The following is a 22,218-nucleotide window of genomic DNA, read 5'->3' as shown; positions in this document are numbered from 1 at the left end:
ATCCGGAATGCAAATGAAAAACCTGTTGGAAATCGACGGCGCGCGTCTGTGGCGGAGCCTGGCCGACATGGCGCGCGTCGGCGCGACGCCGCGCGGCGGCGTGCGGCGCCTCGCGCTCACCGACGACGACCGCCGCGGCCGCGACCTGTTCGCGCAATGGTGCCGCGACGCTGGGATGACGGTGAGCGTCGATGCAGCCGGCAACCTGTTTGCACGGCGTGACGGCACCGATGCGCGGGCCGCGCCGGTGCTGGTCGGCAGCCATCTCGATACGCAGCCCGAAGGCGGCCGCTTCGACGGCGTATATGGCGTGCTCGCCGCGCTCGAACTCGTGCGCACGCTGAACGATGCCGGCATCGCGACCGACAAGCCGCTGGAGATCGTGTCGTGGACCAATGAGGAAGGCGCGCGCTTCGCGCCGGCGATGCTCGGCTCGGCGGTGTTCACCGGCGCGTTGCCGCTCGCCGACGCACTGGCGAAGCAGGACGCCGATGGCGTCACGCTCGGCGCGGCACTCGATGCATGCGGCTATCGCGGCACGCGCGCGACGGGCGGCGCGGTCGATGCGTATTTCGAAGCCCATATCGAGCAGGGGCCCGTGCTCGAGGCGAACGGCACGACGATCGGCATCGTCACGGGCGGGCAGGCGATCCGCTGGCTCGACGTGACGGTAACGGGCGTCGCCTCGCACGCGGGCACGACGCCGATGCCGTATCGCAAGGACGCGTATTTCGCGAGCGCGCAGATCGCGCTCGAACTCGAGCGGATCGTCGCCGGCTACGCGCCGCGCGGGCTCGCGACGATCGGGCAGGTCGGGATCCGCAACGCGTCGCGCAACACCATCGCCGGCGACGTGACGTTCACGGTCGACCTGCGCGATCACGACGATGCTGAAGTCGATGCGATGGAGCGCGACCTGCGCGATGCGTGCATGCGCGTCGCCGCCGCGCGCGGCGTGCAGGTCGCGATCGATACCTGCTGGCGCAGCGCGGCGACGCCGTTCGATCGCGACTGCATCGAGCTGGTCGCGCAGGCGGCGGCCGCGTTCGGCTACACGAACGAGCGCATCGTCAGCGGCGCCGGCCACGATGCGATCCTGCTCGCGCGCTGCTTCCCGACCGCGATGGTGTTCATCCCGTGCGTCGACGGCCTGTCGCACAACGAAGCCGAGGATGCGTTGCCCGACGACGTGACGCGCGGCACGAACGTGCTGCTCCATGCGGTGCTGGCGCGCGCCGGCGTCGCCGTACGCGCCGAAGCGGTGACCACCGCGCACGATGCATGACGCGGCGAACCGACGAGGACGAACGATGAAAACCTATTTCCATCCCGAACAACTGCTGCACCATCCGCGCAGCTACCTGTCGCGCGGGCAGATGCGCGAACCGCAGGAAGTGCCCGAGCGCGCGGCGCGGCTCGTCGCCGCGGTGCGCTCGCTCGACTTCGACGTGCGCGAGCCGGCCGACCGCGGCACCGCGCCGATCGCGGCCGTGCACGACATGAACTACCTGCGCTTTCTCGAGGACGCGCACCGCGACTGGAAGCAGATGCCCGACGACTGGGGCGACGAAGTGATGTCGAACGTGTTCGTGCGCGAGCCGAACCCGCTGCGCGGCGTGCTCGCGAAAGCCGCGCGCTACCTTGCTGACGGCAGCTGCCCGGTCGGCGCGAACACGTGGCGCGCCGCGTACTGGTCCGCGCAAGGCGCGCTCGCGGCCGCGGCCGACGTCAACGACGGCGCACGCGAGGCCTACGCGCTGTGCCGGCCGCCCGGCCATCATGCGCGCCGCGATGCGGCCGGCGGCTTCTGCTACCTGAACAATGCGGCGATCGCCGCGCAGTCGCTGCTCGGCCGCCATCGGCGCGTCGCGATCCTCGACACCGACATGCATCACGGGCAGGGCGTGCAGGAGATCTTCTACGGGCGCGACGACGTGTTGTACGTATCGATCCACGGCGATCCGACCAACTTCTACCCGGTCGTCGCCGGCTACGAGGAAGAGACGGGCGCGGGGGCGGGCGACGGCTTCAACCTCAACCTGCCGATGCCGCACGGCGCGCCGGAGTCGGCGTTCTTCGAGCGGCTCGACGACGCGCTGCGCGCCCTCGCGCGGTTCGAGCCCGACGCGCTCGTGCTCGCGCTCGGCTTCGACATCTACAAGGACGATCCGCAATCGCAGGTCGCCGTCACGACCGACGGCTTCGGGCGGCTCGGCGGCGCGATCGGCGCGCTCGGGTTACCGACGGTGATCGTGCAGGAGGGCGGTTATCACCTCGACAGCCTCGACGCGAACGCGCGTGCCTTCTTCGGCGGGTTCGCCGGCGCGCGCTGACGCAGCAGCGCCGGATGGCGTGCGCCTCCGGCGCGGGACGGGACGCGATTACGAATTCGCGGCGGCCGGTGCGCGGCGGCGCTGCGTCATCTGCAGCACGACGAGCGCGAGTCCGGCCGCGGCGATCAGCCCGCCGACGAGCGGCACTGCCGAGTAGCCGAAGCCGGCCGAGATCGCCGCGCCGCCGGCTGCCGCGCCGACCGCGTTGCCGAGGTTGAACGCGCCGATGTTGACGGCCGACGCGAGGCCCGGTGCTTCATGGGCCGCGCGCATCACGCGCATCTGCAGCGGCGGCACGACCGCGAACGTCGCGATACCCCACACGAGCAGCGTGACGGCGGCGCCGGCATGCGTGCTGGCGAGCAGCGGGAACGCGGCCATCGTCGCGATCAGCAGCAACAGGAAACCGACCAGCGTGCCGTCGAGCGAGCGGTCGGCCAGGCGGCCGCCCGCGATGTTGCCGATCGAGAAGCCGACGCCGATCAGCACGAGCATCGCGGTCACAAAGCCGGGCGTCGCGCCGGTCAGGTGTTCGAGCGTCGGCGCGACATACGTGTAGAGCGTGAACATCGCACCGGCGCCGAGCACGGTCGTGCCGAGCGCACCGAGCACGACCGGGCGCGTCAGCACCGACAGCTCGGCGCGCAGGTCGGGCATCCTGCCGGCTTCGCCCTTCGGCAGCGCGGCGAACAGGCCGGCGATCGCGATCAGGCCGAGGCCCGCGGTCGCCGCGAACGACATGCGCCAGCCGATGATCTGGCCGAGCCAGGTCGCGGCCGGCACGCCGCCGACGTTCGCGATCGTGAGGCCCATGAACATCGTCGCGACCGCGCTGGCCTGCTTGTCGCGCGGCACGAGGCTGGCCGCGACCACCGAGCCGAGCCCGAAGAACGCGCCGTGGTTGAGGCTCGTCACGAGGCGGGCGAGCAGCAGCGTCGTGTAGCCCGGCGCGACGGCCGACAGCAGGTTGCCGATCGTGAAGATCGACATCAGCGCGATCAGTGCCGAGCGGCGCGACCAGCGCGCGAGCAGCAGCGTCATCAGCGGTGCGCCGACCATCACGCCGATCGCATACGCGCTGATCAGCATGCCGGCCTGCGGGATCGACACGTGCACGCCGTCGGCGATCACGGGCAGCAGGCCCATCGGCGAGAACTCGGTCGTGCCGATGCCGAACGCGCCGGCGGCGAGCGCCAGCAGCGGCAGCGCGGCGCTGCCGCCCGGGCGGGAAGGAGAGGAAGTCGTGGCGTTCACGCGATGGGCTCCTGTAATCGAGGGACAACAGCACGGGGCCGTCGAGGACAGCGCGAAGTGTGCCTGTATTATTTTTGCGGAAAAAGCCGCATGCGGACGAAATTATCTTGATTTCATGTCAACAATGCGGAGCGGGTTCGACGTGCGCGCGAGGCCCGCGGGCGGTGCGGGCGAACGAAGGAGTCTGTTTCGAAAGATTTTCGTAACGAGAAGGGCGCGGCTTCCGGTTGGGGGATCGTGATCCGGCGGTGGTTCGCGGCGGATCGGCGCTCGTTTGGCGCGGCGTTCCGGGAGCCGGCCGGCGACTGCGCAGCGGTGTGTGCCCGGGGGATCGAACGGGGGCGTTCATGCACTGGCTAGAACCCGGCGCGGCCGCAAACCCTTTGCCGGCGCGGCGCGCGGGCAAAAAAGCCCCGGCCACAGGGGGACCGTGACCGGGGCGGAAACGCATCCTCTCTTTGGCACGAGGACTGGATGCGCGCGAAGTATATTTCGGTGCATGACAATTCGAAATGGCGTTAAACGGCCGTTTTGGGTGTCAATTTAAAAATGCGGGCGCCGGGACGTCCGTCGTCATCTCTTAAAGGATCGTTCGCGGGCGGGCTCGATGGCGCTGCCTGGCGCGTGGCAACGGCTAGAAGGTCGATTTGACGGAGGGCGGACTCCGTTCGCCGGCCGGTGGCGCGAATCGCATCGCTCGAGCGCTTGCCGCGCCTGACCGGTATCCGACGCGCGGCGCCCGGTCAATCCGGTTCGCCGGCCGCCTCGCGCACGGCCGCGAGAAACCGGGCGACGACGGGCGACGGTACCGCTGCCGCGCCGTCGAACACGAACTCGATATCGAAGCGGCTCGCGAGTTCGTCGAGCGCGACGAGCCGGACCGTGCGCGGGCAGGTCGGCGATGCGCTTTCCGGCACGAACGCACAGCCCATCCCGGCCGCGACGAGGCCGATCAGCGTCGGGATGTCGCTGCCGACCTGCGCGATGCGCGGCGTGAAGCCGGCCTGCCGGCACTGCGCCATCAGGAACCGGTGATGCGCGGCGGAGCGCTGCGCGTCGAACCAGACGAACGGCTCGTTCGCGACGTCGGCCAGCGTGCGCGGCGCGTTGAAGCGTCCGCCGGGCGGCGCGGGCATCGCGAGCACGAAGCGGTCGCTCAGCAGCCGCACGCCCGACAGGTGCGGCGCCTCGTCGCGACGCCACGCCATGATCCCGCCATCGAGCTGGCCGCGCACCAGCGCGCTCGCCTGTTCGGCCGACAGCATCGGCGCGATCGACAGCTTCACGTCCGGGCACGCGTCGCGAAACGCCTTGAGCACGTTCGCGACGACGGGCAGCGGCAGGCAGTTCGGCAGCGCGCCGAGCCGCAGTTCGCCGAGCTGGCCGGCCGCGCTGCGCAGCGCGCGTTCGCGGCTGTCCTGCAGCGTCGCGAGCAGGCCGGTCGCATCCTTCAGGAAGCTCGCGCCGGCCGCGGTAAGCGTGACGCCGGTGGTGCGGCGGATCAGCAGCGGCGTGCCGATCGCGTCCTCGAGTTCGCGGATCTGCCGCGACAGCGCGGGCTGGACGATGCCGGCCGCGCGGGCGCCGGCCATCACGCTGCCGGCTTGCGCGACGGCCACGAAGTAACGCAGGTGACGCAGTTCGATCTGGCGCATGCGCAGCCCTTCCGATTCGTTGTTATGCCTGTGAAGCATAACAAACGCTATTCGATGGTATTGGAAAGCATGGCGTACGTGCCGTACGATGGCCGTCGTTGCCGCACTCGTTCACGAGTCGCGTGTGTTTCCCTCCGTTCCGATCGTGTCCCGCCCCATGTCGCTTCATATCCCGACCCCTTATATCCGCTCGCAAATCGCATCCCGCCGGCTCGGCAGGACCATCCGGCTGAAGCTCGACGCGCTGCAGCCGTCGGGCTCGTTCAAGCTGCGCGGCATCGGCGCCGTCTGCGAAGCGCGGCACGCGGCCGGCGCACGGCGGTTCGTGTCGTCGTCGGGCGGCAACGCGGGCATCGCGGTCGCGTACTGCGGCCGCGAACTCGGCGTGCCGGTGCTGGTCGTCGTGCCGGAAAGCGCGTCGGCGCGCGCGCGCGAGCTGATCCTGGTCGAGGGCGCGGAGCTGGTCGTGCACGGCGCGAGCTGGGCCGAGGCGAACGCGTTCGCGCAGTCGGCGCTCGGCGAGCACGACGCGTTCGTGCATCCGTTCGACGATCGCGTGCTGTGGCAGGGGCACGCGACGATGATCGACGAGATGGCGGCCGTCGGCCCGAAGCCCGACGCGGTCGTGCTCGCGGTCGGCGGCGGCGGGCTGCTGTGCGGCGTGCTCGAAGGGCTGGCGCGCAACGGCTGGCACGACGTGCCGGTCGTCGCGGCCGAAACGGAAGGCGCCGACTGCTATGCGCGCTCGGTCGCGCAGGGGCGCCCGGTCGAATTGCCGGCGATCGCGAGCATCGCGACGTCGCTCGGCGCGAAGCGGCCGTGCGACGCGGCGGTCGAATGGGCGACGCGGCACGACATCCATCCCGTCGTGGTGTCCGATGCGGACGCGGTGGCCGCGTCGCTGCGGTTCCTGGACGAACACCGGATCGTCGTCGAGCCCGCATGCGGCGCCGCACTGGCCGCGCTCGAGCGGCCGGTGCCGGTGCTGACGTCGGCATCGGACATCGCCGTGATCGTCTGCGGCGGCGTGACGGCGACCGTCGAGCATCTGCAGACGCTGCGCGCGACGTTGCGGTAAGCGGGGAAGCCGGCACGCGGGTTGGTCGGGTGACGGAAGGACGGTCGTCGATTTCGGCGACTGCGGGCATCGGCCATGCAGTTGCCGCGAAGCGTGTCATACCCGGATTCGGATGTCGTCGCGCCGGCGTCGCGATCCCGTTATGTCAATGGCGGAAACGCTGCCGGCAGGCAGCTAACGGGCGCGCGGAAATTCCTGCGGCGGATGAAGGGGAAGGGGATACGTATCGTCGCGCTGCGCCGGATGCGGCCGGGCGCGATGATACGGACAGCCAGTCGGACAGCCAGTCGGACAGCCGGTCGGACAGCCGGTCGGACAGCTGGTCGGACAGCCGGTCGGACAGCCAGGCGGGCGGCCAGTCCGGACGGCCGGTCAGTTCGCGGCCGGTGCGCTCGCGCCGGACGGCGCGGATGACGCGACGGGGTCCGCTGCGGCGGGGGCGGGCGTTTTGTCCGCCGGCGTATGCGACGCGCTCGACGGCGCGGATGTCGATGCCGATGCGGATGTTGCGGCCCGAGGCGCCGGCACGGTCGATGCCGGGTTGGCGGCGGCCGGCGCCGCAATGGCGGGCGTCGATGCCGCGCTGGCAGGCGGCGACGCCGTGCCGGAAGCGGGTGCAGGCGCGGAAGCCGGTGCGGGAGCCGAAGCCGACGCATGCACCGAACCGGAAGCTGACGCAGGTGCGGAAGCCGATGCCGCCACCGAACCGGACGCCGCCACCGTCGCGGCCGCGCGCATTGCAGCCGGCGCGACAATGGCCGACGCCGCGGCCGGCACGGCGTTCGCGCCCGACCCGGGCGCGACACCCGGCACCGACAGCGGCACCGGCGCCGCGGGCGGCGTCGGCACGACCGGCGTCGTCATCTTCAGCGGTTCGCCCTGCGGGGTCGGCGCGGGTTCGGGCAGCGGCGTGACGGCTTCCTTTTCGGCGGCCTTCACGGTGGCACGGTCGCGGCGGGCCGGGTCGATCTTCAGGAAATGGTCGACAAGATTGAAGAAGCGCTCGTAGAACACGCCGGCGGGAATCGTCTCGCTCGCGGTCTTGACGAGCGCATCGTCGCTCGACCCGATCGGCAGCGACAGCGAGCCGAACACGCTGAGGCCGACGCTGGCCGACGTATTCGACTTCTTCAGCGTGTAGCGGTCCTGCACTGCGTTCACGTACGCAATGCTCGACGTGCCGTCCGCGTTCGCGTCCGCACACACGACGTGAAACTCGATCACGACGTGCATGTCGTTGTTCGGCTGGAAATTCTTGCTGCCGTCGACCGCATCGTTGCGCGACGACGACACCACATAACCCTGGCTCAACAGCGCGCGCCGCGCGGCCTCGCAGGTCGCGTCGGATTTCGAGTGGAACGTATGCGCATACGGGCTGGTCGCCGCGTCAAACTGTTCCTGCTGGTAGATCGGCTTGGGCGGCGACGAGCACGCCGCCAGCACGGCTGCGGCCGCGAGCGCGCACGAAACGGAAAACAGGCGAAATCGGTTGTGCATGGCGTCTTTCAGAAGGCTCGGCGAGATGTCGCGCGGGGTTGCGCGCGACGCGCGGCAACCGGATGGCGGCCGTCGCGCAAGGGCGGGGCCGGCAATGGGCGCGTGGCAATCTCGGATGGCCGGGGCGTCATTATAGTTTCGTTTGATGTCACGTTCGCTTCGGCGGCTGTTTCCGCCCATGACGGGTTACCGGCGAGAACGATCGCGAACAGGCGTTAGCCGTCCGGCGACGGTCGCGCGCAAGCCAGCAATCGCGACGTCAGCGGATGATGTTCGCCGCGCCGCGAGCGGATCGCGTGGATCTCCTCGGTCACGTCGCCCGCGCGCCCGAGCCGCCTGAGGCCGCGCAGCAGCGACGCGTCGTTCGCGCCGAGCTCGCTCAGCGGGAACACGCCGAGGCCGCGCGCCGCGAACACGGCCATCAGCGCGCTGTCCTCGAATTCCCCGGCCACGCGCGGCACGATCCGTTCGCCTTCCAGCCACCGGTCGAGGCGCGCGCGCAGCGCCGAATGCGCGGTCGGCAGCAGCACGGGCAGGTCGGCCAGGCATTGCGGAAAGCGTTGCCGCGCGGCCGGCGTGACGAGTGCCGCGGGGCCATACCAGTCGACCGGCGACGCGACGAGCCGCTCGCTCGTCACGCGCAGGTTCGACCCCGACGGCGCGCCCTGGCCGGCCAGCACGAGATCGAGATGATGCAGCGCGAGTTCCGCGAGCAGCGCATCGTGCTCGCCCTCGTGGCACAGCAGCCGCAGCGTGGGCGTGTCGAGCACGGGCGCGAGGATCGCATGCGCGGCAAGCTTGGAAATGCCGTCCGCGAGGCCGACCGCGAGCCGCACGGTCGGCTGGCTGGCCGCTGCGCGCACTTCGTCGGGAATCAGCCGCCCCATCTCGAAGATGGCCTCGGCACGCACATACGCGGCCTGGCCCGCGTCGGTCATCGCGACGCCGCGCCCGGCCGGGCGCAACAACTGGTGCCCGAGCGATTTCTCGAGCTCGCGCACCTGTGCGCTGATAGTCTGCACGGCCATGTCGAGCCGCCCGGCCGCGCGCGCGAAGCCGCCTTCCTTCACGACGACCCAGAAATAGTACAGATGTCGGAAATTGAGCATCGGATCGAAACTTCGAAAAAACCGAACTTAAAATCAGATTCTCTCTGATTTTTTCGAAGTCCGGGTCGGCATATCATCGGGCTTTCCACTTTCGTATCGGCCCATTTCATGGACTACCTGCTGACGCTTGCCGCCGACCCCGCCGTCTGGGCCGCGCTCCTGACGCTCGTCGTGATGGAAGTCGTGCTCGGCATCGACAACCTGATCTTCATCTCGATCCTCAGCAACAAGCTGCCCGAAGCGCAGCGTGCCCGCACGCAGCGCCTCGGCATCGCGCTCGCGCTGGTGATGCGCCTCGCGCTGCTCGGCAGCGTCGCGTGGATCGCGAGCCTCACCGAACCCGTGTTCACGCTCTTCGGCCACGCGTTCTCGTGGCGCGACATGATCCTGCTGTCGGGCGGCCTGTTCCTCGTGTGGAAGGCGACCACCGAGATCCATCACCACGTGTCGCACGACGTTGACGGCGGCGGCGGTTCCGGCGGCGCGGCCGGCCTGACGATGTGGGCCGCGATCGGCCAGATCGTGATGCTCGACATCGTGTTCTCGATCGACAGCATCGTGACCGCGATCGGCATGACCGAGCACGTCCCGATCATGTTCGTCGCGGTGATCGTCGCCGTGTCCGTGATGCTGTTCGCTGCGCAGCCGCTTGCACGCTTCATCGACCGCAACCCGACCATCGTGATGCTTGCGCTGTCGTTCCTGGTCGTGATCGGCATGACGCTGATCGCCGAAGGCTTCGGTACGCACGTGCCGAAGGGTTACATCTACGCGGCGATGGCGTTCTCGGCTTTCGTCGAAGGCATGAACATGCTGGCGCGGCGCGCGAAGGCGAAGCGCGCGGCACGGGTGGAAGGCCACTGAGCCAGCGCGCGGGATGCCGGCCGCCGCAATGGCCGGCTCGCGCGCCTTCATACGGAATTCGTCTGGAATTCGCACGGAAAGGAGAAACGCGATGAAATGTCCTGTCTGCAAGATGCCCGACCTGCTGATGGCCGAGCGCCAGTCGATCGAGATCGACTACTGTCCGACGTGCCGCGGCGTGTGGCTCGATCGCGGCGAACTCGACAAGCTGATCGCCCGCGAGGGCGGCGCTGCGCTGGCGCGGCGCGACGAGCCGCCTGTTTCGCGCGACGCCCACGCCCACACCCACGCGCCGGGCGATCGCGACAACTGGGGGCGCGACGGCCGCTCGCACGACGACCGTCACCGGCACGACGGCCAGCGCCGCCGCAAATCGATGTTCGACCTGTTCGATTTCGATTGAGTCCGGAACACGACGCGCACGCACGCGCGTCGCCCGTTGCAAAAGAGCCCCGCCGGGTATTGCGCCCGGCGGGGCTCTTTCATGCGCGTCGCAACATGTCGTGCATCGGCGCGCCAACGCTTACGCGTTGCCTGCCGTCACGTCGATGCGGCGCGGGCGTGTTTCCTCGCGACGCGGAATCGTCAGCGTCAGCACGCCGTCGCGCAGGTTCGCGTCGATCCTCGACGTGTCGAGATCGGGGCTCAGCACGAACGTACGCGCATAGCGCAGCGCGCGGACTTCGGCATGCCGTACGCGCAGTTCGGCCGGCATGTCGATGTGCGTGTCGGCTTCGATCGTCAGCGTGTTGTCGTGCACCTTCACGTCGAGGTTCTCGCGCGGCACGCCGGGCAGGTCGGCCCGCAGCGTGACGCCGAGATTGTTCTCGACGATGTCGACGGCCGGCGTGATCGCGGGCCGGCGCGCGGCTTCGGCGGCGGCCGGGCGGGCAGTGGCGGTGTGGCGTTCGGCCAGGGTCGGGTTCGTGTTCATGTCGGTATCCTGAAGATTACTGAACGGTGATCGCACGCGGCTTCGATGCTTCGCGCCGGCCGACGCGAATCAGCAGGCAGCCATTTTCGTAACGCGCGCTGACGTTGTCGGCGTCCGCATTCTGCGGCAGCTCGACGACGCGGCGGAACGTGCCGTGAAAGCGCTCCTGCGCGTACGTGCGCACGTCGTCGCCTTCGCCGCGCGGCGCCGGTTTGCGCTCGCCGCTGATCGTCAGCAGATCCTTGTCGATCGACACGTCGAAATCGGCCGCGGCCATGCCGGGCGCGAACGCGACGATCTCGATCGCATCGTCGGTGGCGCCGACGTTGAGCGCGGGAAATGCGCCCGGCCGCACCGCGCGGATGCCGGACGGGAGCTCGCCGAACAGGTTCGCCACCTGCCGCTGCACGCGGGCGAATTCGTCGAACAGGTCGTGGCCGCTATGGATACCGCTCATGATGGTCCTCCGGAACAGGGAACGCGGGAGACGCGACGGCGCGACGCCTGCGGCGGGCGCGACGGGTGGCTCCACTGGGTCGAAACGGGGGCAGTGCGTTGCATGGAGCACTGCCCGGTACCGGGTAATTAGTGGCCGTCGGAGCGCATTTCAAGAGGGAACCTGCAACCTGCGTCAACGCGTGCCCGTGCGATTCGATGCGGCAATCGCCGCGATATCGGCAGACCAACGAGACGGGACAACCATGGACATTCGACGCATCGCGATCGTCGGCGCCGGCGTGATCGGCGCGAGCTGGGCCGCTTTCTATCTGACGCAGGGCTTCGACATCGTCGCGACCGATCCTGCGCCGCAGGCCGACGCGCGGCTGCGCGACGCGCTGGCCGCGTTTCTCGGCGACCGGACCGCCGAACTTTCCACACGGCTGTCGTTCGACGCCGATCTCGTGCGCGCGCTCGACGGCGTCGATTTCGTGCAGGAGAACGGCCCGGAACGGCTCGACCTGAAGCGCGCGCTGTACCGGCAGATGGACGACGTGCTGCCCGCGCATGTGCCGATCGCGTCGAGTTCGTCGGGTCTGCAGATGTCGGACATCCAGACCGCGTGCGCGAATCACCCGGAACGCTGCCTGATCGCGCATCCGTTCAATCCTCCGCACCTGATTCCGCTCGTCGAGCTGGTGGGCGGCGACGCGACCGGCCAGGACGTGATCGCGCGCGTGAAGGATTTCTACGATGCGCTCGGCAAACAGACGATCGTCCTCAACAAGGAGATGGCCGGCCACGTCGCGAACCGGCTCGCGGCCGCACTGTTCCGCGAGGTGTATCACCTCGTCGGCGAAGGCGTCGTGAGCGTGGCCGATGCGGACAAGGCGGTCGCATGGGGCCCAGGCTTGCGCCGGGGACTGATGGGGCAGTGCCTGACCTATCACCTCGGCGGCGGCGCGGGCGGGATCGCGCACTTCCTCGAACACCTGTCGGGGCCGATCACGAGCTGGTGGGACGACCTCGGCACGCCGTCGTTCGATCCGGACGTCGACCGCAAGCTGATCGACGAATTGCGCGCGATCCAGGGCGAGCATTCGATGCAGGAACTGGCGGCCGAGCGCGACCGGCTGCTCGTCGAGCTGATCGACGCGCGGCGCCGCAGCTTCTTGCCCTGACCGCGTCGCAGCGGCGCGTATCGGCCGGGCCGTAGGCCGGCTACTGCTGCGACGCCGTTTGCGGTGCCTGCGGCGTCTGCGCAAGCCACGAGGGGCTCGCGGCCTGCACGAGTTCGCGGTTGCGCGCGCGCGTCGCGGCGCTCGGCGGGTAGTTGCCGTCGTTCGTCGGCAGTTCGCCGTCGAGATAGGCCTGCTTCAACTGGGCGATGACTTCCGCGCGTGTCAGGCCCTGTTCGGGCGCGGTGGCATCGGTCTGGGCAAAGGCGGGGGAAAGCACGGCGGCTGCGGCGGTCGCGACGGCGAATCGCAAGACGTTCATGGTGCGCTCCGATCAAGGGGACTGGACACCGGATGCGCGCGGCGGCTTGCCGTGCGTTCCGATGGGCCCCATTGTCGCGAGCGGGCGCTGCGCGGACGATGACGCGTTCCGGGCAAAGCTGTCAGTTGAGTTGCGGGCACGGCCGCGCATGCGTGTCGCCCGCCGTCGCTGCTGTTGCCGCTACAACTCCGCGGCCGCCGTGATCAGCGTGGCTTCGAGCGCGAGCGTCGAGCGCGACGCGGCCGCCGGCCGGTCGATCACGTATTCGAGTTCGCCGAGCTCGGGCAGCCCCGCGTCGAGCCGCGCGAGCCCGGCCGGGATCACGTAGCCGGCGAACGCGCTGACGCCGAGCCCCGCGCTCGCGGCCGCGCGCAGTACCGCGATGCTGCTGCTCACCACCGCGATCCGGTAGGGCCGGCCGATCGCGTCGAGCGTTTCGAGCACGCGGCGCCGCGACACGCTCGGCTCCGGGTGCAATGCGAGCGGCAGCACGGCCTCGTGGCCGGTGATCCGCGAATCGGGGCCGGTGCACCAGTACAGCGGCTCGCTGCGGATCACGCGGCCGCGCCGGCTGCCCGCGATGCGCTTCGCGAACACGAGATCGTGCCGGCCTTCGTCGAGCGCATCGAACAGGTCGCCCGACAGCCCGGTCGAGATCGCGAGCTCGACTTCCGGGTTGCGCTGCACGAAGCTCGCGAGCGCAGAGGTCAGGTGCGTCGACGCGAAATCCTCCGACATCGCGAGCCGCACCTTGCCCGACAGCGGCGGCCCGCACACCGACGTGACGGCCTCGTCCATCAGTTCGAGGATGCGCACCGCGTAGCGGAACAGCGCGTCGCCGTGCTGCGACAGGTGCACGTTGCGCGTGTCGCGCTCGAACAGCGGCCGGTCGAGCAGCTCCTCGAGGCGGCGGATGTGCTGGCTGACGGTCGACTGCGACAGGTTCACGCGCTCGGACGCGGCGGTGAAGCTGCCGGACTGGGCGACGGCGACGAAGCTGCGCAGCAGCTCGGGCGGTAACGGGCGCATTGCTAAATCCACTGAATCGGTTTCGACAACTTCATAAATGGCCGGATATTGCGGCGCTAGTATCGGATCACGCCCCGGTGCGGCCCGTGAAACGGACGAACCGGACGCGTGGCCCGCGTCGTGCCGGCGGCTGCTTCGGTCAGTCTACGGCATCCGGCGTCCGGCCCGAAACCGCATCATTCCATCGACCGCCCGAGAACGCGCCCGCACGACGAGCCGCCGGGCCGCGGCGCACCGCCGCAGGAGACAAGTCCGCGCACGGGATCGGCGTGCGGGCCCGCCTCCCGCACGCGTCAGGCGCCCGTCACGAAGAGACTGGAGACGACTCATGATCATCTACGGAACCGCGCTGCTGGCGTTCTGCCACCTGGCCGGACTGTTCCTCGGCGACCTGCTGGGCACGGCCATCGGCGTGAAGACCAACGTCGGCGGCGTCGGCATCGCGATGCTGCTGCTGATCTGCCTGCGCCTGTGGCTGCACCGGCGCGGCTGGCTGCCGAAGGAGACCGAGGCCGGCGTCGGCTTCTGGGGCGCGATGTACATCCCGGTCGTCGTCGCGATGGCCGCGAACCAGAACGTCGTCGCCGCGCTGAAGGGCGGCCCGGTCGCGCTGCTGGCCGCAGTCGGCGCGGTCGCGATCTGCGCATGCTGCATTGCGGTACTCGTGCGCATGGGGCGCGACGACACGGCCTTCGCGGGCGTGCCGCAATTCGAAGAACAGTAACGGAGGCCGCCATGCTGCAGATGCTCGAAAAAGTCGTCGCCCACAACGGGCTCGTCGCGTCGTTCGCGCTGGTCGGCCTGATCATGTGGCTGTCGTCGATCGCGTCCCGCAAGCTCACGTTCGGCCGCGTGCACGGCTCCGCGATCGCGATCGTGATCGGTCTGGCGCTGGCGTATGTCGGCGGCGCGTTCACCGGCGGCGAGAAGGGAATCGCCGACGTGCCGCTGTTCGCGGGCGTCGGCCTGATGGGCGGCGCGATGCTGCGCGATTTCGCGATCGTCGCCACCGCGTTCGAAGTGCAGCCGACCGAGGCGCGCAAGGCCGGGCTCGTCGGCGTCGTGTCGCTGCTGCTCGGCACCGTGCTGCCGTTCATCGTCGGCGCGTGCATCGCGCGCGCGTTCGGCTACACCGACGCGGTCAGCATGACGACGATCGGCGCGGGCGCCGTCACCTACATCGTCGGGCCCGTCACGGGCGCGGCGATCGGTGCGAGCTCCGACGTGATCGCGCTCAGCATCGCGACGGGGCTCGTGAAGGCGATCATCGTGATGGTCGGCACGCCGGTCGCGGCCGGCTTCATGGGCCTGAAGACGCCGCGCTCCGCGATGATCTTCGGCGGCCTCGCCGGCACCGTCAGCGGCGTGAGCGCGGGGCTCGCCGCAACCGACCGCAGGCTCGTCCCGTACGGCGCGCTGGTCGCGACGTTCCATACGGGCGTCGGCTGCCTGCTCGGCCCGTCGGTGCTGTTCTTCACGACGCGCGCGCTGGTCGGCGGCTAGGTCGATGGATGCGGCCCGCGTGCGGGCCGCATCCATCGCGGCGACCTCTGAGTCGCATTCGTCAACATCATCAATCGGCGGCGGCGCCAGGCTTAGAATGCCGCTGAACCATCGAAGCGGGAGAACTGTTCATGACGGGATGGAATCACGCGCGGCAGGCGCGCGATGCACGCCTCGCGGCCGGCGCGGTTTACGCGCAAGGCAAGCGGGTCGATGCGCGCGACACCGTGGCGTTGCTCGAAGCGGTGCTGCGGCCCGGCGACCGCGTGTGCCTCGAAGGCGACAACCAGAAGCAGGCCGACCTGCTCGCGACGGCGCTCGCCGACGTCGACAGCGCGAAGGTGCACGACCTGCACATGGTGCAGTCGGGCGTCGTGCTGCCCGAGCATCTCGACGTGTTCGAGCGCGGCATCGCGAAGCGTCTCGACTTCGCGTATTCGGGCCCGCAGTCGCAGCGGATCGCGAAGCTGCTGTTCGGCGGCAAGATCGCGCTCGGCGCGGTGCACACCTATCTCGAGCTGTTCGCACGCTACTTCATCGACCTCACGCCGCACGTCGCGCTGATCGCCGCGGTCAGCGCCGACCGCGACGGCAACCTGTACACGGGCCCGAACACCGAGGACACGCCGACCGTCGTCGAGGCCACCGCGTTCAAGGACGGCGTCGTGATCGCGCAGGTCGACCGCATCGTCGACAAGGTGCCGCGCGTCGACATCCCCGGCGACCGCGTGCATTTCGTCGTCGAGGCCGGCCGGCCGTTCTACGTCGAGCCGCTGTTCACGCGCGATCCGGCCGCGATCACCGAAACGCAGATCCTCACCGCGATGCTCGCGATCAAGGGCATCTACGAGCCGTACGGCATCAAGCGCCTGAACCACGGGATCGGCTTCAACACCGCGGCGATCGAGCTGCTGCTGCCGACCTACGGCGAGAAGCTCGGGCTGAAGGGGAAGGTCTGCACGCACTGGGCGCTCAATCCGCACCCGACGCTGATTCCGGCGATCGAATCGGGCTGGGTCGAGCAGGTCCACTGCTTCGGCTCCGAGGTCGGGATGGACGACTACATCCGCGCGCGCTCCGACGTGTGGTTCACGGGCCCCGACGGGTCGCTGCGCTCGAACCGCGCGTTCTGCCAGACGGCCGGCCTCTATGCGTGCGACATGTTCATCGGCTCGACGCTGCAGATCGATTTGTCCGGCCATTCGTCGACGGTCACGGCCGAGCGGATCGCCGGCTTCGGCGGCGCGCCGAACATGGGCAGCGACGCACGCGGGCGGCGTCATCCGAGCGAGCCGTGGCTGAAGGCCGGCGCGGAAGCCGACCCCGACACGCCGGCGGCGCTGCGGCGCGGCCGCAAGCTCGTCGTGCAGATCGGCGAGACGTTCGGCGACAAGAACGTGCCGATGTTCGTCGAGAAGCTCGATGCGCTGAAGCTGGCCGACAAGCTGCAGCTCGATCTCGCGCCGATCATGGTCTACGGCGACGACGTCACGCACATCGTGACCGAGGAAGGGATCGCGAACCTGCTGATGTGCCGCGACAAGGACGAGCGCGAGCACGCGATCCGCGGCGTCGCCGGCTATACGGAGATCGGCCGCGGCCGCGACCGGAAGATGGTCGAGCGGCTGCGCGAGCGCGGCGTGATCCGCCGCCCGGAGGATCTCGGCATCGATCCGCTCGATGCCGACCGCCGCTGGCTCGCCGCGCGCTCGATCAAGGATCTCGTGCACTGGTCGGGCGGGCTCTATGCGCCGCCGGCCCGGTTCCGCAACTGGTAAGGAAGAGGGCATGGAACAGTTGAACTATCGCTTCACCGCGCGCGAGCGCGCGAAGGGCGAGCTGGCCGCGGCGCTCGTCGGCGTGGTCGCGTCCGGCAATCTCGAAGTGCTCGTCGAACGCGTGCTGCCGGGCAACGAATGCGAGATCGACATCCGCACCGCGGCCGTCGGCTTCGGCGCGGTGTGGCAGGCCGTCGTGTCGGATTTCGTCGAGCGGCGTACGCCGGGCGGCCTGAAGCTGTCGATCAACGACGGCGGCGCACGGCCCGACATGGTGTCGCTGCGGCTCGCGCAGGCCGTGCGCGCGATCGAGGGAGACGCATGATGACCGACGTGATCCACGACGCGCCCGCGTTCGTCGCGAACGGTGCGAGCTGGTACGAAGCGTCGGCGCGGCAGCGCATCGACGGGCTGCTCGACGCGGGCAGTTTCAGCGAATTCCTCGGCCCGGCAGAACGCGTGACGAGCCCGCACCTGCCGCTGTTCGACCTGCCGCAGCAGTTCGACGACGGGATGGTGGTCGGCCACGGCCGGCTCGACGGCCGGCCGGTGTTCGTCGCCGCACAGGAAGGCCGCTTCATGGGCGGCGCGTTCGGCGAAGTGCACGGTGCGAAGCTCACCGGCTTGCTGCGCGCCGCGCGCGAAGTCGGCAAGCCGGTGCTGATCCTGTTCGATACGGGCGGCGTGCGGCTGCAGGAAGCGAACGCGGGCGAGCTGGCGATCGCCGAGATCATGCGTGCGCTCGTCGACGCGCGCGCGGCCGGCGTGCCGGTGATCGGGCTGATCGGCGGGCGCGCGGGCTGCTACGGCGGCGGCGGGTTGCTCGCCGCGTGCTGTTCGGCGCTCGCGGTGTCGGAGCAGGGGCGCATCAGCGTGTCGGGCCCCGAAGTGATCGAGACGAATCGCGGCGTCGAGGAATTCGACGCGAAGGACCGCGCGCTGATCTGGCGCACGATGGGCGGCAAGCACCGGCGGCTGATCGGCGGTGCCGACCGTTACGTCGCCGATACGCCCGATGCGTTCCGTGCGGCGGCGCTCGACCTGATCGGCCATGCGCCGACGTTCGATGCGGCGATGCTGCGTGCCGAGCAGGCGCGCCTCGAAGCGCGTGTCGAACGGTTCGGTGCATGCAAGGATGCGCTCGACGTATGGCGTGCGCTCGGCGCAGACACGCCCGAAGCGATTCCCGGGATGCCCGACGATGCGTTCGCGAAACTCGCCGACCAGTTACAGGAGCCGAAATGAAACGACCCCCACGCTCACTTCGTTCGCTGTCGACCGGAGTTGGCGCTTCAGCGCTTACTCCGGTCCCATGTACGGCTCCCTCCGTGGGGCGGCCCGGCGGGAGGCAGCATGACGCTCGATGAAGTCCTGAACTCGCTGTTTCCGACAGGCCATTCGATCGTGCGCACCGGCGGCCTGCTGACGGGCCACGCGGAACTGGCCGGCACGCGCGTCGACGTGATCGGCGTCGCCGACCGTTTGCCGTTCGGCATCGACGAGGCGCTGACGCTCGCGTCGCGCGTGCTCGACACGATCGCGCGCGGCGGCGACACGCCGATCGTCGTGCTCGTCGACAGCGACAGCCAGCGAATGAGCAAGCGCGACGAACTGCTCGGCCTGAACGAAGGGTTGTCGCATCTCGCGAAGTGCCTGATGCACGCGGATCTCGCCGGGCACCGGACGATCGGCGTGCTGTACGGCCACACGGCCGCGGGCGCATTCATCGCGACCGCGCTCGCGACGCGCACGCTGCTCGCGGTGCCGGGCGCCGAGCCGGAGGTGATGGACCTGCCGTCGATGTCGCGCGTGACCAAGCTGCCGATCGACGTGCTGAAGGAGATGGCGCGCTCGACGCCCGTGTTCGCGCCCGGGCTCGACAATCTCGTGAAGATGGGCGCCGTCGATGCCGTGCTCGATCCGTCCCGCGCGCTCGACGGGCAGGTCCGCGAATGGCTCGGCAAGCCGGCCGACCGCATCGACCGGCGCGCGGCGCGCGGCCGGCCGGTTGCGGCCGACGTCGCGCGGCGCGTCGAGGAACTCGCGCGTGCCGCACGCTGAGATGCCGCTGCGCCGCCACACGCTCGTCACGCTGACGGCGGCGGGGTGGGGCGCGGCATTCGCGCGCGATCCCGCGCTCGCGGCCGATCCGCTCGTGCGCGCGTGGGCCGAACGCGGCTGGCCGTTGATCGTGCGCCGCGCGTCGCCCGACGAGGCCGATGCCGGCCGCGTGCCGCTCGGCCTGCCGCTGCCGCCTGCCGCGGGCAAGCGGCGCATTGCGCTGAACGTCGCTGCCGACGCGCTCGCGACGGTCGGCCCGCTGCCCGCGCTGGCCGACGTGCTCGCCGCCGCGCCCGACGCATGGCAAGCGCCGTTGCGCGAGCTCGATGCGCTCGGTGCGCGCTGCGGCGTGCAGGGCCGCGTGTTCGGCAGCCTCGCGTGGCAGGCGCTGACGCGCGAGCGCTACCTGGGCGAGTCTTCCGATCTCGACATCGTGTTTCCGCTGCCGAATGCCGCGTCGCTCGCACCGCTGCTCGACGGCCTCGCGGCGATCGACGCGCGCGCGCCGATGCGCATCGACGGCGAACTGCTGCGCGCCGACGGCGCGGGCGTCAACTGGCGCGAACTGCACGCGCGGCTGCCCGAAGTCGCGGTCAAGACTGCGCTCGCCGTCGAACTGATGCCTGCCGGCGCCTTCACCGGAGACGCGCGATGAGCGCATGGGCCGCCTGCCGCGTACCGGCGCCGCCCGCTGCCGAGCGCATCGCCGAACTGGCCGAGCGCAGTCTCGTGCTCGAGATCGACACCTATCCGAAGCCGGGGCTCGTCAGCCACGTCGACACCGGCAGTCACTCGGACATGGATGCCGCGACGTTCGCGCGCAGCGCCGCCGTGCTGCGGCCGTACTTCGCGGAACTCGCCGACGCGGGCGCGCGCGATGCGGACATGGCCGTGCTGCGCAAGATCGGCCTGCGTGCCGAGCACGCGATGCTCGCGGCGACCGGCGGCGTCAATACGCATCGCGGCGCGATTTTCGGGCTCGGGCTGCTGTGCGCGGCCGCGGGCCGGCGCGCGATGCCGGGGGCCGTGCCGGGCGGAACGACGCTCGGTGCGTTCGTCTCCCGCCGCTGGGGCACCGATATTCTCGGCGGCCCGCGCTTGCCGGACAGCCACGGCGAGCGCGCGAGCCGACGCTACGGCGTCGGCGGCGCGCGTCGCGAAGCGGCCGAAGGTTTCGCGACCGTATACGCGATCGGGCTGCCCGCGCTGCGCCGTGCGAAGTGCGACCGGCCCGACGATCCGGAAGCCGCGCGCGTCGCTGCGTGCTTCGCGCTGATCGCCGCGCTCGACGATACGAACCTGCTGCACCGGGGCGGGCAGGCCGGCCTCGATTTCGCGCGGGCGACCGCACGGGCGTTCGTCGCACGCGGCGGCGTGCGCGCGCGCGACTGGCGGCTGCGCGCGGTGGCCGCGCATCGTGCGTTCGTTGCGCGCCGGCTGAGCCCGGGCGGCGCGGCCGATCTGCTCGCGATGAGCGTATTCGTCGATGCGCTCGAAGCCGACGGGGACGCGCGATGACGCTGGCGATCCTCTGTTCGGGACAAGGCGCGCAGCGCGCCGACATGTTCGACCTGACGGGCGCGGCGCCGCAGGCCGATGCGTTGTTCGCGCATGCCGGCCGGCTCGTCGGCGACGATCCGCGCGCTTGGGTCCGGCAGGCCGGACCGGACGCGCTGCGCGAGAACCGCGCCGCGCAGATTCTCTGCACCGTCCAGGCGCTTGCGGCGGCCGCGCTGCTCGACGCGGTGTGGCCGCGCCGGCGCTGCGTCGCGGGCTACAGCGTCGGCGAGGTCGCGTCGTGGAGCGTCGCGGGAATGATCGATCCGCATGACGCGCTCGATCTGGCCGACGCACGCGCGCGCGCGATGGATGCGGCGAGCGGCGGCGACGAGCGGATGGCGTTCGTGCGCGGCCTGACGCGCGCGCAGCTTGCGCAGTTGTGCGACGGCCGCGACGCGGCGATCGCGATTGCAAACCCCGGCGACGCTTTCGTGGTCGCGGGGCGGCAGGCCGATGTCGATGCGGTGGCCGACGGCGCCGCGCGCGCCGGTGCGCTGCGCGTCGCGCCCGTATGCGTGCGGATCGCGTCGCATACGCGCCGGCTCGCAGCGGCCGTGCCGGTATTTCGCGCGTCGCTTGTCGATGTGCGCGTGCGCCGGCCGCTGCCCGGCACGCGATTGTTTTCGGGCATCGACGGCGCGTCGGTGCTCGATGTCGACGCGGGCCTCGACAAGCTCGCGCGGCAGATCGCGGAGCCGGTCGAGTGGGCGGCTTGTCTCGCCGCCTGCGTGGAGGCCGGTGCGACCGCGTTTCTCGAACTCGGCCCCGGGCGCGCGCTGGCCGAGATGGCAGGCGGTGCGTATCCCGCGCTGCCGGCGCGCAGCCTCGCGGATTTCCGTTCCGTCGACGGCGTGACGAACTGGCTCGTGCGCATCGCGGCCGGCTGACCGGCGGCGCGAAAACCGGCCTGCAACACCCCCGCCGCGCACTGTGTGTTGCGCCGGCGCAGCAGCGTTGCAGGCGACGCTTGCAACGCGAAATGGCGTCGCTACAATGGCGCCCGCCATGAGACCAGCCGCCTTCTTTTTCGCCGCGCTTTGCTGCGCGGCGAGCGCCCACGCCAGCCGGATTCCGTCCGATGCCGCCTCGGTCGGCACGTACTTTTCGTATGACAACGCGGCGGCCGATGCGACCGTCGACCTGATCGAACAGGCGCAGCGCCGCGTACTGCTGGCCGGCTACACGCAAGTGCCGCCCGCCGTCGCGAGCGCGCTGCGCGCGGCCCGTGCGCGCGGGATCGAGGTGCGCGTCGTGCTCGTGCGCTCGCCGCGCGCGGGCAGGTACAGCGGCGCAGGCTATCTGAAATCCGCGGGTATCGACGTGGCGATCGATTCGCGGCACGGCGATCCCGCGCCGCGCTTCGTGATCGTCGACGACAGCGTCGCGCTGACGACGCTGTCCGACGGCGCGGCCGCGCATGCCGAGACGGTCAACGTGTTCCAGCGCGCGCCCGAGCTCGCGCAATCCTACGCACAGTCGTTCTGGCGGCTGTACCGGCAGGCCGGCGGCCTCTGACCCTTTCCTTCGGCGTCGTGCACGCCGGTGTGACCCCGCTTGCATCTGCGTCGCCGATGAACCATGCTCGTTGACAGGCGCCGGCGCGGGTTTCGCGCATCCGGCGCAAC

At 70.4% G+C, this 22,218-nt stretch carries 24 protein-coding genes; 16 read left to right on the top strand and 8 right to left on the bottom strand.

All coding sequences use genetic code 11. The features are described from left to right. The first annotated feature begins 13 nt into the window (after positions 1-13). Both DM992_RS15330 and DM992_RS15325 read left to right on the top strand, forming a co-directional pair. Positions 14-1,285 (top strand): Zn-dependent hydrolase, encoded by a 1,272-nt coding sequence (locus tag DM992_RS15330; RefSeq protein WP_111017427.1) that lies wholly within the window; start codon positions 14-16, stop codon positions 1,283-1,285. Between the two features lie 25 nt (positions 1,286-1,310). Then, positions 1,311-2,333, top strand: a complete 1,023-nt coding sequence (locus tag DM992_RS15325) for a histone deacetylase family protein (RefSeq protein ID WP_111017426.1) — start codon at positions 1,311-1,313, stop codon at positions 2,331-2,333. A gap of 48 nt (positions 2,334-2,381) precedes the next feature. On the opposite strand, the gene DM992_RS15320 is transcribed toward DM992_RS15325, so the two are convergent. Beyond that, entirely contained in the window at positions 2,382-3,587 is a 1,206-nt protein-coding gene (locus DM992_RS15320) for an MFS transporter (protein WP_111017425.1), read from the bottom strand. Positions 3,588-4,330: 743 nt separating this feature from the next. After that, the gene (locus DM992_RS15315; RefSeq protein WP_111017953.1) at positions 4,331-5,242 is read right to left on the bottom strand and encodes a LysR family transcriptional regulator; all 912 of its coding nucleotides are present in this window, start codon (positions 5,240-5,242) and stop codon (positions 4,331-4,333) included. A gap of 157 nt (positions 5,243-5,399) precedes the next feature. Between DM992_RS15315 and DM992_RS15310 the strand changes: the two genes are divergently transcribed. Next, complete coding sequence (locus tag DM992_RS15310; protein WP_111017424.1) at positions 5,400-6,320, top strand: pyridoxal-phosphate dependent enzyme; 921 nt, start codon at positions 5,400-5,402, stop codon at positions 6,318-6,320. A 372-nt stretch (positions 6,321-6,692) separates the two neighbouring features. On the opposite strand, the gene DM992_RS15305 is transcribed toward DM992_RS15310, so the two are convergent. Further along, complete coding sequence (locus tag DM992_RS15305) at positions 6,693-7,817, bottom strand: DUF2242 domain-containing protein (protein ID WP_111017423.1); 1,125 nt, start codon at positions 7,815-7,817, stop codon at positions 6,693-6,695. Between the two features lie 215 nt (positions 7,818-8,032). After that, complete coding sequence (locus DM992_RS15300) at positions 8,033-8,926, bottom strand: LysR family transcriptional regulator (protein WP_111017422.1); 894 nt, start codon at positions 8,924-8,926, stop codon at positions 8,033-8,035. A 108-nt stretch (positions 8,927-9,034) separates the two neighbouring features. Between DM992_RS15300 and DM992_RS15295 the strand changes: the two genes are divergently transcribed. Then, a complete protein-coding gene (locus tag DM992_RS15295) occupies positions 9,035-9,790 on the top strand; it encodes a TerC family protein (protein ID WP_111017421.1) in 756 nt (251 codons plus the stop codon). 91 nt (positions 9,791-9,881) lie between these two features. Beyond that, a complete protein-coding gene (locus DM992_RS15290) occupies positions 9,882-10,193 on the top strand; it encodes a zf-TFIIB domain-containing protein (protein ID WP_111017420.1) in 312 nt (103 codons plus the stop codon). 120 nt (positions 10,194-10,313) lie between these two features. On the opposite strand, the gene DM992_RS15285 is transcribed toward DM992_RS15290, so the two are convergent. Together DM992_RS15285 and DM992_RS15280 are read right to left on the bottom strand one after the other, a co-directional pair. Next, complete coding sequence (locus tag DM992_RS15285) at positions 10,314-10,724, bottom strand: Hsp20/alpha crystallin family protein (protein WP_111017419.1); 411 nt, start codon at positions 10,722-10,724, stop codon at positions 10,314-10,316. Positions 10,725-10,740: 16 nt separating this feature from the next. Beyond that, entirely contained in the window at positions 10,741-11,181 is a 441-nt protein-coding gene (locus DM992_RS15280; RefSeq protein ID WP_111017418.1) for an Hsp20/alpha crystallin family protein, read from the bottom strand. A 244-nt stretch (positions 11,182-11,425) separates the two neighbouring features. On the opposite strand from DM992_RS15280, the gene DM992_RS15275 reads away from it, so the two are divergent. Then, positions 11,426-12,343 carry a 3-hydroxyacyl-CoA dehydrogenase NAD-binding domain-containing protein gene (locus tag DM992_RS15275; RefSeq protein ID WP_111017417.1) on the top strand — a complete coding sequence of 306 codons (918 nt, stop codon included), beginning with the start codon at positions 11,426-11,428 and terminating at the stop codon, positions 12,341-12,343. Between the two features lie 40 nt (positions 12,344-12,383). Here DM992_RS15275 and DM992_RS15270 read toward each other — a convergent pair whose 3' ends face one another. Next, positions 12,384-12,662 carry a DUF4148 domain-containing protein gene (locus DM992_RS15270; RefSeq protein WP_111017416.1) on the bottom strand — a complete coding sequence of 93 codons (279 nt, stop codon included), beginning with the start codon at positions 12,660-12,662 and terminating at the stop codon, positions 12,384-12,386. Positions 12,663-12,842: 180 nt separating this feature from the next. Continuing rightward, the gene (locus DM992_RS15265; RefSeq protein WP_034183252.1) at positions 12,843-13,691 is read right to left on the bottom strand and encodes a LysR substrate-binding domain-containing protein; all 849 of its coding nucleotides are present in this window, start codon (positions 13,689-13,691) and stop codon (positions 12,843-12,845) included. A gap of 328 nt (positions 13,692-14,019) precedes the next feature. Between DM992_RS15265 and madL the strand changes: the two genes are divergently transcribed. From madL to DM992_RS15215, 10 genes are all read left to right on the top strand, one after another. After that, the gene (gene madL / locus DM992_RS15260; RefSeq protein WP_034183253.1) at positions 14,020-14,415 is read left to right on the top strand and encodes a malonate transporter subunit MadL; all 396 of its coding nucleotides are present in this window, start codon (positions 14,020-14,022) and stop codon (positions 14,413-14,415) included. A gap of 11 nt (positions 14,416-14,426) precedes the next feature. After that, entirely contained in the window at positions 14,427-15,194 is a 768-nt protein-coding gene (gene madM / locus DM992_RS15255; RefSeq protein WP_111017415.1) for a malonate transporter subunit MadM, read from the top strand. A gap of 131 nt (positions 15,195-15,325) precedes the next feature. After that, the gene (gene mdcA, locus DM992_RS15250) at positions 15,326-16,972 is read left to right on the top strand and encodes a malonate decarboxylase subunit alpha (RefSeq protein WP_111017414.1); all 1,647 of its coding nucleotides are present in this window, start codon (positions 15,326-15,328) and stop codon (positions 16,970-16,972) included. Positions 16,973-16,982: 10 nt separating this feature from the next. Then, entirely contained in the window at positions 16,983-17,297 is a 315-nt protein-coding gene (gene mdcC / locus DM992_RS15245; protein WP_034183256.1) for a malonate decarboxylase acyl carrier protein, read from the top strand. Then, positions 17,294-18,217, top strand: coding sequence for a biotin-independent malonate decarboxylase subunit beta (locus tag DM992_RS15240; RefSeq protein ID WP_111017413.1), 924 nt, complete (start codon positions 17,294-17,296; stop codon positions 18,215-18,217). The genes mdcC and DM992_RS15240 overlap by 4 nt, the downstream gene beginning before the upstream one ends. Positions 18,218-18,325: 108 nt before the next feature. Further along, positions 18,326-19,033 carry a biotin-independent malonate decarboxylase subunit gamma gene (gene mdcE / locus DM992_RS15235; RefSeq protein WP_111017412.1) on the top strand — a complete coding sequence of 236 codons (708 nt, stop codon included), beginning with the start codon at positions 18,326-18,328 and terminating at the stop codon, positions 19,031-19,033. Beyond that, positions 19,020-19,688 (top strand): malonate decarboxylase holo-[acyl-carrier-protein] synthase, encoded by a 669-nt coding sequence (gene mdcG / locus DM992_RS15230; protein WP_111017952.1) that lies wholly within the window; start codon positions 19,020-19,022, stop codon positions 19,686-19,688. Before mdcE ends, mdcG begins: the two co-directional genes overlap by 14 nt. Continuing rightward, entirely contained in the window at positions 19,685-20,551 is an 867-nt protein-coding gene (mdcB, locus tag DM992_RS15225; protein ID WP_111017411.1) for a triphosphoribosyl-dephospho-CoA synthase MdcB, read from the top strand. Before mdcG ends, mdcB begins: the two co-directional genes overlap by 4 nt. Beyond that, positions 20,548-21,480, top strand: a complete 933-nt coding sequence (locus tag DM992_RS15220) for an acyltransferase domain-containing protein (protein ID WP_111017410.1) — start codon at positions 20,548-20,550, stop codon at positions 21,478-21,480. The genes mdcB and DM992_RS15220 overlap by 4 nt, the downstream gene beginning before the upstream one ends. A 106-nt stretch (positions 21,481-21,586) precedes the next feature. Further along, complete coding sequence (locus DM992_RS15215; RefSeq protein ID WP_111017409.1) at positions 21,587-22,108, top strand: phospholipase D-like domain-containing protein; 522 nt, start codon at positions 21,587-21,589, stop codon at positions 22,106-22,108. The last annotated feature ends 110 nt before the right edge of the window (positions 22,109-22,218 follow it).

It is taken from the genome of Burkholderia sp. JP2-270, from assembly GCF_003233675.1.
Classification (GTDB): Bacteria; Pseudomonadota; Gammaproteobacteria; order Burkholderiales; family Burkholderiaceae; genus Burkholderia; species Burkholderia pyrrocinia_C.
Note: the sequence above shows the minus strand (reverse complement) of the source record. Positions and strands in the feature narration are given on the sequence as shown.